Source organism: Clostridia bacterium (genome assembly GCA_024685775.1).
In the GTDB taxonomy this organism is placed as follows: domain Bacteria; phylum Bacillota; class Clostridia; order Christensenellales; family CAG-1252; genus CAG-1252.
In genome coordinates this window covers 90,841-103,553 of sequence record JAIKVL010000038.1, presented here as the reverse complement: position 1 = coordinate 103,553, position 12,713 = coordinate 90,841, and the positions used below count along the sequence as shown (strand labels likewise).

Sequence of the window (12,713 nt, the reverse complement as noted above, 5' to 3'; positions counted from 1 at the left end):
CGTTACGCCGACGAATTTTAAAGGGCTGCTTACGGCGTTATTGCCGACGATACATCCTATCTTACGGTTCGTGGAAGAAGTAGAATCATCGACGACGCCACCATCCAAATGGACAAGCGTTGTGTTTTCAAGCAGCAAGTCATACCCGCTGAACTTGTATTTAAAACTTTCGTTGTTCATTGTTTTTTTGTAGTTGCCGTTGTTTTGGTTTTCCGGAATGCGACCGCAATTGGATGCGCCAAAAAAACCGCCGGTGCCGCAGTAGTTGCTTCCGTTTGCGTAATTTGTTTTAATGAGACAACCCGTAACCGTCGCATTGTTGATATCGCAAACGAAACTGTACTGATTGTTCAGGGCGACATTGTCTCCTTCCGCAAACGCGACAATGCCACCGGACGCACATATATCGTTTTCCGTATAGGTTGAGATGATTTCGTAGTCTTTTACCTTCAAACCGTTGCAACCGAAATAGTAGCCGTCACGTCCGGTCAACCATCCGACGGCCCCTCCCGCAAAACGTGTGCCGATCAATGATGCCGTTTTGTCGCTTCCGTCTATCGTGACGTTCCGCACGGTCATAAAATAGTTTTGCGTCAATCTGCCGACCAATCCGCCGACGGTGTTCGCCCTTACGTTTACACCGACTAAAGAACAATCGTAAATATGCAGGATAACGTTATGGCACGACCCGATGAACCCGCCTGCATAATTTGCCATCATAGCGGTAGAAGAATCGTTTCTCACTTTTACAAACGCAGGCTCCGTCCCTTTCTTTACGCGTATATTGCTTATATAAAGACGCCTGGTCTGCTTGGTCCGCGTCCCGTGGATGGTTTCTGTATCGTTTCCTTGGTTAAGATTATAGTAGTTTCCTATGATCCCGCCGACTCCGTTGTAGATGTCGCCGTAATAATCCATATTGTTTTCATTGGGAACGTCGGTTTTCATCTCAATGTTTTTAACGATAACGTCAGTTCCGCCGTCGGCACCTATGATTTCGGTTTTCCTTTTGTAAATTTGACCGAACAAACCGCCTGCGTGCAAACCCGCGACAACGTTGACATATCCCGTATTTGTCGTATTTCCGTCAAATTTCAAATGAGCAACGTCATTGTTATTGTTACTGTAAGCCAATCCGATTAAACCGCCGGCGGATTTCGCCCCTTCCACGGACAACCCGTTAAAGGTGACGTTCTTGATGTAATAAGCCGCGTTCACAAATCCCAGCAATCCTCCTGCCGACAGAATCGTTGGTCTGTTGACGTTATCAATCGTTTCATTCCTTATGTTGGCGACATCATCATAGTTGTCGCCCGAATAGTTTGCGGACAAATACCTGCTTTGGTAGCCTTCTACGGTGTACATATCGTAATAAACGCTACCGGAAAGGACCAAACCGTTAAGAGAATTCGTTTCGGACGGAGAGCTGAACCTAAGATAATTAAACAACCCGAATCCTGCGGTCGCCGGCGTGGCGATATACGCGGAAACCGATTTGTGATCGTATTCAACGTAACGCATATGCAGCGTGATCGTTCGGTTTCCGCCGATAAGGCGCATCATATTAAGGCTAACGTATGGGCTATCAATATAAATACTTCCTACCCCTCGAAACCCTTGTGCGACATCGCAATCACTCGTAACCGTAATTCTGGTTTTGGCACTGTTTTCCGAAATGCAACGAGCCAAATACGCGGATCCGGACTTTGCCGTATATGCGCGGATGATATAGGGAATCTTGGCGCCGTCCGCCGTATAAGAGTCGAAAACGGCGTAATCGGTATAGTCTTCATCGAAAGAAAAACCGGCAACGCCTACGGCATCATACGTAGCGCCCGCCCTTGCCGTCGTTTGAGCGCGATAAGCGGACCAATAATCCGTAAGAGCTTGATATGCGTTAACGTTGGAAACGTGATACGACGCCGACGCCGCGCCGCTGTTTACGATCGCACCCAAAACGTACCACGCTTGCCCGTTGGGGACTGCTATGTCATACGTGTTGCCGGAAGCGTACGTTACATTTAGTTTATCGGAATCCGCGGATGGAAGAACAAGATCCGTAATCGTATAATTCTTTTCACCGTTTTTAAGAGTGACGGTCGTCTCCGTCGCATGATAAACTTCATTTTCATTGAAAGCGTAGCCGGCAATCACGCGCCCGATGATGGCGTTAACGTAAAGATATCCATTATGGGCGACTTTGTCGTACGCCGACGCCGTCAACCCGACGTTGGACCCTGTCATATTGCGGAAGATCAATCCTCCGTTGACCAAAACGCCCACGTATCCACCGACGGGGGTCAACGTGGGATAATACGAAGAATTCAACGCCGTAACCGAAAACGTGACGTTTGTAAAAGTCACTTGTACGTTGTCGATAAACGTGTCGCCACCCATGATTTGCTGAATGACTGCGCCGTAAGACTGGATACCGCCGCTGTAAGAATAAACGTCACTGCCCATCGGTGCGGCAAGTTCAATGACGTCGCTGCTGTTGTAGTCCACATCCACTTCCACCGTAAGGTCCTTGACCACGCATCCGTTTGAAGAGTAAATCAAAGGATTCCTCGACTTATTGGTTACGATGGGGTTTCCCCTACCGATCAACACGCCGCGGAAGGCGTACTCCTCCGATGACGTCGTCCCAAGCGCCGTATACGAAGCGGGCAACGTCACGTCCTTGGTGATGACGTAATAAGCGCCCGCAAGATATCTGCGTACGTTGGCGTTGGCTTGCTGAGAACCGCCGTCGGAAGGCTCAAAACTTGTGATGCCGAAGTTGTAAAGATATTTGGTGTAAGAAGTACCCGTATAATCGTAACTTGTTAAATCATCCGGCAAATACAGTTGCACCGTATTGCCCACGTCGGTGCCTGCGATGATCTCGGACAGAATGGGAAGCTTGTCGTTGTCGTCGATCACGTAAGGATCGCCGTATTTGCCGCAACCCGCGATCACACTGCTGAAAGTGACGTTGACGGAAATCTCGTGCTTATATTCCCCGAGGTTGTACGGAACATAAACGTAAGGATGGAAAGATAAAGAGAAATCATATTCCGTCGTCGACTGATACAGCGTCGGGTGGACATAGTATTCCGAGCCGTAATATTTTTTTTGCTTATTCACATTTTCCAAAGAAGACGTGATCTCTTTACCGTAAGTAACGCTGTGCGTCGCGGTGCTTATCCCCGTGCGATCCTCGTCCATCTCAAAATTGTAGCTGCCGGAACTCTCCGCAAAATAAAGGAAGGAATTCAAAATCGTTGCGCGACTGAAAACCGATCTTCCCGTCCCGTACACCGTGTCGAAGTTGTCGATGGAAATATGCGAAGTACGAGAGTCAAGCGCCAATCCGCCGAAGGTCAAATAAATTGCGCGCGCCGCGCCGTCGCCCACGTCGCCGATCAAAGACGAAGCGGCAAAATATCCGCTTGCCTCGTAAGCAGCGTAAGCGGAAGTCTGCTCGGCGCCCGCCCAATCGATCGTGGTGTTTTTCCCTACTTTGTTGATAATCAAAGGGGCGTAGGCGGTGTCGACAAAATGTCCGTTGCCGTTTGAAATATACACGCCGTCCAAAGTCAACGACGAGAAGTTGCACTTAGCTTTGATCGCGTCGGAACCGCCCAAAACCCCCGCGACCAAGAACCCGCAAGAAGTATCGGAAAGGGCGGGTACGTTTCCTTGCAACGTGCCGTTGTTTACAACGATTGTCCCCACGGCGTTCAAAAAGACGGAAGTGTGCATCAAATAGTGTTGATTGGTATTTGCGCGCGTGCTTCTCATAGTGGAAGACTGCAACGAACCGTTGTTGTAACGATAAGCAAAATGCACGGATGATTCCGTCAAAATATTATCCAACTTTATTGTGACGGACGTAAAAGAAACGGTTCCCGAAACGTTGATCGGATAATACGAAACCCCCGTCATATCCAAATTGCCCGTAAAGGAAGCTTCGGCGGCAAACCAAGCCGCAAGAGAAGCATGCGCGTATTCCTTGACCGACCAAACCAAAAACTTGTATTTGGCAATCGAAAGATTTGCCCGCGCATAGGCAAGATTGTAGTAATACCGCGTACCGGCGTTGACAACGCCCGACGATCTGCCATAAGCGGTTTTATTGAGATAGGTGTTGTAAGCGGTGCCCGTCGTATCGATCACGTTGCCGCTCGTGGTAACGGAAACAACGGAATTCCCGTTTGCCGTCACGTTGCTTCCAAAAGCAACGCTGCTTGCCACCAACTCGTCATAGACCGAAAAGGTGGGACTCCCCGTAAAAGTCAACGCCCCGATATCGTAATGCGAAGAGGTGTCGTTCACGTCAAGGTAGAGCGCGCTTTCGGGATAGATCGTGTTGCCGTTTAAGGTAAGCGGCTCCGCAGTATGGGTCTTGTTTGCCACAAAACCGAACGACGAGCCGTTATTCGGCAACGTGTAAGATGCGCTTGTTAAGGTGATATCCGAAATATCCCACCTGCCAGTCGCCGTCTGCACAAGCCCGCCGAAAGGCGTGACGCCGCCCGTTGCGCTGATCGTAGCGTTTACCGTCACCCCATCCACCGTTACGTCGCAAGAAAGCCAATTTGTCCCGAATAGCCCGCCGAAAATACCGTTTGAAGCAGTACCCGTTGCCGTAACGGAAAGCGAAACGGTATCCAAAACGACCGTCCTGCGATCCTTTACGTAAGTGGAATTACCGATCACGGCGATCACCCCGCCGAAAACGGACGCCCTCGACGTATTGGGGGATTCTGTATAGGTCAATCCGATAAGGCTATTCTCTATCATTACGCTTTGCGAGGGAGAGTCCGTACTGCCAAGCATCATACTGCCGAGGAATCCCCCGATCCTGCCGAAACTCGAGCCCCCGATCCTTGATTCCGTCGAATCGGAAACAATGGGATGAACGTTTGAATCCGACGCGGAAACGGCGACGTTTGAACCTACCGCCGTACCGATAGCGCCTCCGAAAGTAATCAAACAATCCGTCGTCGTGCGATAAGCCAGCTCAACCGTAACGGTCAACGCGGAGATCGAAACCGCTCCCGTTGCATACGCCGCAAGAGCGCCCGCGAACATTCCGCTTTCGCTTTGCTGTATCTTGATATCACCGTCGATTGCGAGATCGTTTATCGACGCTCCGCCTCCGATTTTGGCAAACAATCCGTTGTAAAAATGGCGATGGATGGCGCCCTGCGTGGAATTTGACGCAAGCGCGGAACCGTTGCCCTGCAGTCCGTACTTTTCCCCCGTGGTAAGAGTCACGGTATGCAAGTTTCCGTCAAGAGTTCCCGTAAAGACGTCATTTGCTCCGTCATCTCTCGTAAAACCGGTCAAGCCCGTCCCCGCAAGCGTAATATCCGCGATAAACTCGATCGTGCCCGAAAGAAGAGAGGCGCTCTTGTTCGCGTCACCGGAAGTAAAACGCAATGCCCCGGACGCCGTCGTCGTATTCAATTGAATATTTAAAGCGGTCAAAGCAAATTGCGTAATCGTCCCGATCGCGGGAGCCGCCGCGTTTATAGTAACGGTATGCGCCGTGCCATCCACGGTGACAAGATCACTTTCTCGGAGAATCGTTCCATCCGCGCGAAGGACTTCGCCCCACCCGCGAACGTCGTCGATATCATTGTTTACGTTTCTTTTAACCGTCCAACCTGCGTCCGAACCGTTTCCAAGCGCATAAATAAGAGCGCGCCCGCGATCTCTCACGATCAATCCCGCATTGGCTGAAGTCTGATTGTAAGAAGAAAAATCCGTTTCTCCTTGAATGCGCAAAACGCCTTGCGGCATATTTCCGATAAGTCCCGCATCAAATCCGCCGGTTATGACGACGTCCCTCACGTCGGCAAAAGATCCGCCGTTACCGAGATTGCCGATCAGCCCGCCCGACAAAGCGTTTCCTCTTTGCGTTACTTCGATATCATGAAGAGAAAGATATGCGGGTCCGTCTATAATCTGTCCGATAATCCCTGCCGACTGTCCGCCGGATCCGGCGGCGGTAACCGAAAAATCAACGTTTGAAATCTCAAAGCTGTTTGTAAGCGCATTCGTTTTATACCTACCCGCGACGCCGCCGCGCGCCGAAGTCGAAGTAAGAGCAAAAGCAAAGGACTTGCCGCTTGTTGCGCATCCGTCAAAGATAAGATCTTCGCATTCGCTGTCCAACAATCCGAAGAAGCCGCCGGCGCAAGTTGTCGACGATACCGCCAAGCCGTTAGCCAAATCGTATTTGTTCGCCGCGAAAGTCTCGCTCGCCGCTTGCGTTTTGCAGTATCCGAAAACGCCGCCGGCGCCGCTTCCCCCCGTAACGGAAGACGAGATCGCATACGAAGCGAGACCCGTACCAAGCGTAACGACGGGATTGATCGCGCTGCCGACCAACCCGCCTGCATATTTGCTACCCGTGACCTCACTTACCCGAGTGTTATTCGCGGAAGAAAGCGTAAGCTCAGCGCCGGAAAGCATCGTACCGACCAACCCGCCGGCATTGTTCCCTGTCGAAGTAACGGTGACGGCATTGCCGGAACCGCTTGTCCCGACCGTAAGAGAGGCATCCTCTCCTAACGTGCCGCAAATCAAGCCTGCATCCCCCGCTCTTACAACGGGAAGAGAAGAGGTATTTGTCAAAGAGACGGTAACCGATGCCTCGTTTGCAATAGATCCGATCAACCCCTCGTAATTGCTTGCCGACGAGCCCTCTCCTTCATAGGGAAGAAGTTGCACATTCCAAAAAGCCGCGCTCTCCCCTTTTACTACGTGATTTGCAAACGCCGCGCCCGAAGTCAGCACCCCTTCCGCAGGAATTTCGTTTGCCGCCTCACGAATGATTTTGACAGAGGCGTTTGTCGTCGTCCCGTTGTACATAATGCGGGCTTTGGTCGATACGTAATCGAAAAGCGGACAGTTAAACAAACGAAACGTGTCGATACCGACGCTCGGAATATAGATCGTGCCGGCAAAGGGCCTGTCTGAAGTACCCAAACTGACGTATTGATCATCGGTCAGCTCGTTTCCTTCATTGTACGTAAGATAAATAACGTCCTCCGGATTTTTGTCGCCCGCCGCATAAGCTCTTGCGTAGGCGGTAAATTCCGAAACGCTGTAAAAATTGTATATCTGCACCGGCTCGGACGCATACGCAGTCACGCCCGAAGAAAACGTTGTCGAAAAAACAAGCATAGCAAAGAAGAACACCGCCAGCGCCGCAAAAAGCAAATTCGTTTTAAATCTTAGCCGTTTGCTCATAGCCCTCTCCTATGCTCCGAATCGGAACGTAACCACCGTGGCAAGCATATCGCTCCACGTCTCGGTAGTGACGTTTCTCTTATAAAACTGCAAGTCGTAACGACTTTCCACGTCGGAATCAACGCGGAAGGTTACACTGCTGCCCGTTTGCGTCGCCCCTTCAATGGAAAGAAGGATCTGTTTAGAATAATCGCTCAATTCAACGCGGGTATTATCCCACGTCAAGGTGACCGTCCCTTCGCCGACGCCGGTAATCAGATAATTGTATCCGTCGTAAACAGAGGGCGCGTTTGCCTTATCGTCGCTGAAATCCCCCGTCCAAGAATTGGCCGCGCCCGGCGCGCGTACGCCGGTTTTAAAAATTCCGCCGATCGCGTGCAATCCCACGTTTTGCGGAGTAGCCACCATCTCGACGTACAGGTTTGGAGCTTGTTCTCCGGAAACGAACTCCGTGCCAAAGGTCAAAGTATACGAATCGGAATCCGCGATGTTGGCATTCAACGCCCCCGAAAAGCTGTTGTCGCTGAGGTGCGAAGAATTCAAGGTGACCACCGTCGACCCCAAGCGAAGCGTTGCTGTATAAGCGGTCAAAGCGTTCGCCGTCATATAAGCGGCGTCCACCGGAACATACCCCGCATCCGATAAAGGATCGTGTTTGACAAATCGGAAAAGCAAAGAATACGTGATCGGCTCGGAGTTGGGAAGCGTCTGTTTCCCCCTTTCATAATTACAAATCGTAACGACAGACGCCGGCACAACGGAAGAATCGGTTACGTAAAGAGTTTTGACGTTATCCCTGCTGTATCCTCTGACCAACGTGTTGGACGAAAATCTTTCCCCCTGCGCGTCGTACGTGGCGACGGTACGTTGAGCGCTGCGGCTGCCGATATAGGCGGCATAACTGCCCATCGCCGTACCCGCGACAAGAAGAACCGCGATGATCACGATCAACAAAACGAATGTGATTTTCCCCTTGCGTTCCTTCATCTTTCCCTCTTATTCATGCACCGTGACCGCTTTTGCCGCAATACAGAGAACGTCGGTTTCGCGATCATTGGTGGCTTTGCCGTTTTTATAGATACGAAGCAGATAGTAGTTGACAAAATCTCCTCTGTTATTCCCCATCTCGGCAGAAGTCGTCTGCCAGTAAATGGGTTCCGCGTTTTTGTGAACGGAAGAGTACGAGTCGTACGTGGCGGCATGGTAGTCGGAAGTGGCGATTCCTTTTCCGTCTTCTTCCGTCCTGTTCAAATAAGTCCCCGCGATCGCTTCGCCGTCTGCAGTATAAAAATACGCCTCCGCAGGAACTTGGTGCGTGACGTACTGCACAGCGCCCTCTGTCTCGGTTTTTGATTCCGTAGCATGAAAAATGCTGTAAGAAAACGAGTTGTTTGTCGTGTAGGCGATTTGGATCTTGTAAGCACCGACGCCCTTGCCGTAAATGCTGAAAACTTTGTCCACATAGTCGCCGCCCTCGGCATCAAGCCCGTTGAAGTACAAATATCGAATGTCTTCGTAAACGTCCTCGTCCACGTCGCGGTGTCCCGCGCCGATGTACAAAGCTTCCGGGGAGAAAACGGGGACATACGCCGCCGTCCCGGCACGGAAAGAATACCAAGCAAACGTGGCGGCGCCTATGACGCCGAGCATAAGAAGAGTTACGACCAACAAACGCAGGACGAAAGCAATCTTTTGGGCTTGTAACAATCCTTTCCCTTTCATTTTTTCCTCAAACAATGCCGATGCGGACGACAAAGTATTCCACGTTGTCGCCGATCAACTGATCGCCGTCGTTATAGGCGTCGGTTTTTTCTTCATCCGTCGCGATCGCCGCACTCGGGGGGTAGAAGTAAAGAGGGTTGTTTGCAACATACGCCCCCGTCTCCGTCGGATATTTTTTTGTCGTTGCGGGGGACTCGGTAGACAGATCGTCACGGATGGCATAGTAGGTGAGCGGCCACTCCCAGTACAACGTCACCTTATAAAGGTCCGTTTTGCCGGGATCGGAACACTTGGCGTGCTGTGACATATCATAATTAAAAGCGCCTCCCGTGATCTGCTCGGTATAAACGTAATCGGCATATGCCGCCCCCGTTCTTTCCTTAAAAAACAAAATATGCCCCTTTAACAAATTGCAAACGCTTTCCTTGGTGACCTGTTGAATCGTAGAAACCGCCTGCCCTTCCTCATAAAAGTTTGCGTACCCTTCGAAGAAAAGATTGAAAAACACCGTGTCGCCGTCGTGTCCCGTTTTCGGGCGAATGTAAAATGTCAACATACCGTACGCGCCGGGGACCAAATACTTTTTGTTTTCGAAGGTGTTTTCCGCCACAATAAGCTCATAAGCGAGCAAGGGCGCTTCGGCCGTATACGTCTCGGTAAAGTCAAATTCTTTTGCGGCAAGCACCGACTTAAAGCCGCCCGCTCCTACCATGCCTTCATAGCGGGAAGAGTCGTCGTATTCCGTCGTTCTGTCGATCAAAAGCTCCACCGTTTCATAAGAGACAACAACCTGCATACCGGAGTTTTCCACGGAGACGTTCTGTGAAAACCAGGCAAAACTGACCACCCCAAGCGTAATGACAAAAATGCCGGACAGCACGACGGCGAGAAGCTGCATCAACAGCTCCTTCTTGTCTTTTTCGGAAACGTGCTTGCCAAACAATTTCATCCCAACTCCTCTTTACGTGCGCGCACAAAATTATACATATATATTATATATTTACTTATTATTTTGTGTAAACCCTTTTTCTTCAAATATCTTTTTTTTGGTAGAGTTTTCCTGAAATTCTTTACAAAATTATCGCTATTTCACCATTTTTATTTGACATTCGCGCGAAAATATCCTAATAATTTATGTAGTAGTAAGTATAATCTTGAGAAAACGTTTTCAAAAACAAAAGATGGGAAGGGGTTATGGGAGATTTTTCGCAAGTGCGCAAGCATGGAATTCCATTGAAGCGCACGGTTACTATTTTTGCCATTGTTATGGCGCTGGTTTCCGCTCTTCTTATCGTCGTTATCGTTTTTAACTGGATGAATTATCGCGACCTGATCAACGTCGCAAAAAATTACGTCACTTGGGAAGAAAAATCCAAAGAAATGATCGTTTCTTCCGATTATCTTACCGATCAGGCCCGCTCCTTTGCGGCAACGGGCGCTGCGGAACATATGACCGCCTATTTCACGGAAGCCGACGAAAACCGCCGCCGCGATGACGCCCTCGATTTTATTGAAGAGAATTTTCCGAACTCTCCCGCCGCGGAACATTTGCAAAAAGCAATGATCGAATCCCGCAATTTGATGAATACCGAGTTCAAATCGATGCGTCTCAAAGCGGAATCTGCGGGGGACGACCTTTCCACGTACGACGAAAGAGTTCGCACCGTAGTTTTAACGGAGGAAGAACAAGCTCTTTCCGCTTTGGGGAAAGCCGAACTTGCAACCAATATCCTTTTTGACCGAAACTACACTTCTTCCAAAGGGACGATCTCAAGCGAAGTCGATCTTTGTGTAAAAAGTCTCGTTCAGGAACTTGAAAAGACACAGGACGGCGCGGAGTTCCGTCTTCGCATCGCCATGATTTACGAGCTGATTTTGATCGCCACGTTTATCGCTCTTTCCATTTTGATCGTAATCTTAACTTCAAGCCGCATCTTCACGCCGCTCATCCGCGCGATCCCTTATATCGAAAAAGACGCGCCCCTCCCGGTACAAGGCGGATACGAAATCAAAATGTTTGCCTATGCCTACAACTTGATGTACGAATCCAACCGCCGCAGTCAAAAACGCTTGAAGTTCAAAGCGGAACACGACGGTTTGACCGGTGCGCTCAACCGCAATGCTTTTGAAAACATCCTCAACACGGCAGAGGAAGGGCAACTTGCTTTTTTGATCGTGGATATCGACAATTTCAAACAGATCAATGATCGATACGGGCATCTTGCGGACGACAAGGTTTTGACAAGCGTGGTGACTGCCATGCGTGAAAATTTCCGCACGGCGGACAGCATCTTCCGCATAGGAGGCGACGAGTTTGCCGTAACCCTGTTCGGCATTGACGAAAACAGCAAAACGATCATCCAAAGCAAATACGAACGCATCAACGATTTTTTGACCGCAGAAGCGCAAAACGGCGCGCCGGAGGTGACGCTCAGCGCAGGAGTCGCGTTTGGGAAAAAACTTGACAGATCTCTGATGAAGAACGCGGATGTCGCTCTTTACGAAAGCAAAAACGCAGGAAAAGCGTGCTGCAGTTTTTATAAAGAATAACGATAAAATTTGACAAAGCAACGATGAATTATTAAAAAAGCTCGTTGGATCACAACGAGCTTTTTTAATATCCGCCCCTGCGGCGAATCGCGTTTATCGACTTACAGCACCTTCGACAAAAACTCTTTCAGTCTCGGGTCTTGGGGATTCGCGAAGAATTCCTCGGGGGGAGCTTCTTCTTTGATCTTGCCGCCGTCTATAAAGCAGACGCGGGACGCGACTTCTCTCGCGAAGCCCATTTCGTGCGTAACGATGATCATCGTCATTCCCGTTTCGGCGATGGTCTTGATGAGGTCGAGGACTTCGCCGACCATTTCGGGGTCGAGCGCGCTCGTGGGTTCGTCAAAGAGCATAACTTTCGGGTTCATCGCAAGCGCGCGAACGATCGCGATCCTTTGCTTTTGCCCGCCCGAAAGCGTCGAAGGATAGACGTTTGCTTTTTCTTCGAGCCCGATGCGCTTCAAAAGACGCATCGCGTTTTCTTCCGCTGCTTTTTTTATTTCTTTGACGTCCTTATACGGGAAGTCGATATACTTTTTCGGCTCCGGGTATTTTGCCCGATCGATCGCGCGCTCGGCGTTCTCGATCTTGGTAACGATGCGGAGTTTTTTGCGCGTCAAAGCCTTGTCGTAAGTAACGAAAGTCTTGCCCGCGCGTTCGACGGTCTTTTTCGTCTTCGCCCATTCTTCTTCGATCGGTTTCAAAAGCTCGTCGCATTTTCGAACGATCTCCTTTTGTTTCGCGATCTTTTTATCGATCTTCGCTTTGATCTTGTCGCTGTGCTTTTCAAGATAGGCGTTATATCTCGGCAGGATCGCGTTGTTTCTCTTCGCGGCGAAATAACGCTTGCGATCGACGAGGATCGGCGCGAGCGTGATATTTTTCAAAACGGTCAGATTATTAAACAAATTGAACTGCTGAAAGACCATTCCCATCTTTTGGCGGCAGACGTTGATATTGATCTTTAAGTCGGTCAGATCGTCTCCGTCGAAAATGATCTCGCCCGAAGTCGGATCTTCGAGGACGTTCAAGCAGCGCAAAAAGGTGCTTTTGCCCCCGCCGGACGGACCGACGATGACGACGCGCTCGCCCTCGTAGATCGTCGTCGAGATCTCGTTCAGAACCAAAAGATCGTCGAATTTTTTCGTAAGATATTTGACCTCGATCAGAGGTTTCTTCTCTTTTTCTTCCATTGG

General features: G+C 50.0%; 6 protein-coding genes. 1 reads left to right on the top strand and 5 read right to left on the bottom strand.

Going from position 1 to position 12,713, the window contains the following annotated elements:
- The 4 genes from K5753_07355 to K5753_07340 form a co-directional block, all read right to left on the bottom strand.
- A partial coding sequence (locus K5753_07355) for a hypothetical protein (GenBank protein ID MCR4727017.1) occupies positions 1-7,179 on the bottom strand: 7,179 nt, incomplete at its 3' end.
- 75 nt (positions 7,180-7,254) lie between these two features.
- Positions 7,255-8,232 (bottom strand): hypothetical protein, encoded by a 978-nt coding sequence (locus tag K5753_07350; protein MCR4727016.1) that lies wholly within the window; start codon positions 8,230-8,232, stop codon positions 7,255-7,257.
- A 9-nt stretch (positions 8,233-8,241) separates the two neighbouring features.
- Positions 8,242-8,967 (bottom strand): hypothetical protein, encoded by a 726-nt coding sequence (locus K5753_07345; GenBank protein MCR4727015.1) that lies wholly within the window; start codon positions 8,965-8,967, stop codon positions 8,242-8,244.
- Between the two features lie 7 nt (positions 8,968-8,974).
- Positions 8,975-9,916, bottom strand: a complete 942-nt coding sequence (locus K5753_07340) for a hypothetical protein (GenBank protein ID MCR4727014.1) — start codon at positions 9,914-9,916, stop codon at positions 8,975-8,977.
- A 317-nt stretch (positions 9,917-10,233) separates the two neighbouring features.
- Here K5753_07340 and K5753_07335 point away from each other — a divergent pair, with 317 nt between their 5' ends.
- Complete coding sequence (locus K5753_07335) at positions 10,234-11,517, top strand: GGDEF domain-containing protein (GenBank protein ID MCR4727013.1); 1,284 nt, start codon at positions 10,234-10,236, stop codon at positions 11,515-11,517.
- A gap of 101 nt (positions 11,518-11,618) precedes the next feature.
- On the opposite strand, the gene K5753_07330 is transcribed toward K5753_07335, so the two are convergent.
- A complete protein-coding gene (locus K5753_07330) occupies positions 11,619-12,710 on the bottom strand; it encodes an amino acid ABC transporter ATP-binding protein (protein ID MCR4727012.1) in 1,092 nt (363 codons plus the stop codon).
- Positions 12,711-12,713 lie beyond the last annotated feature (3 nt).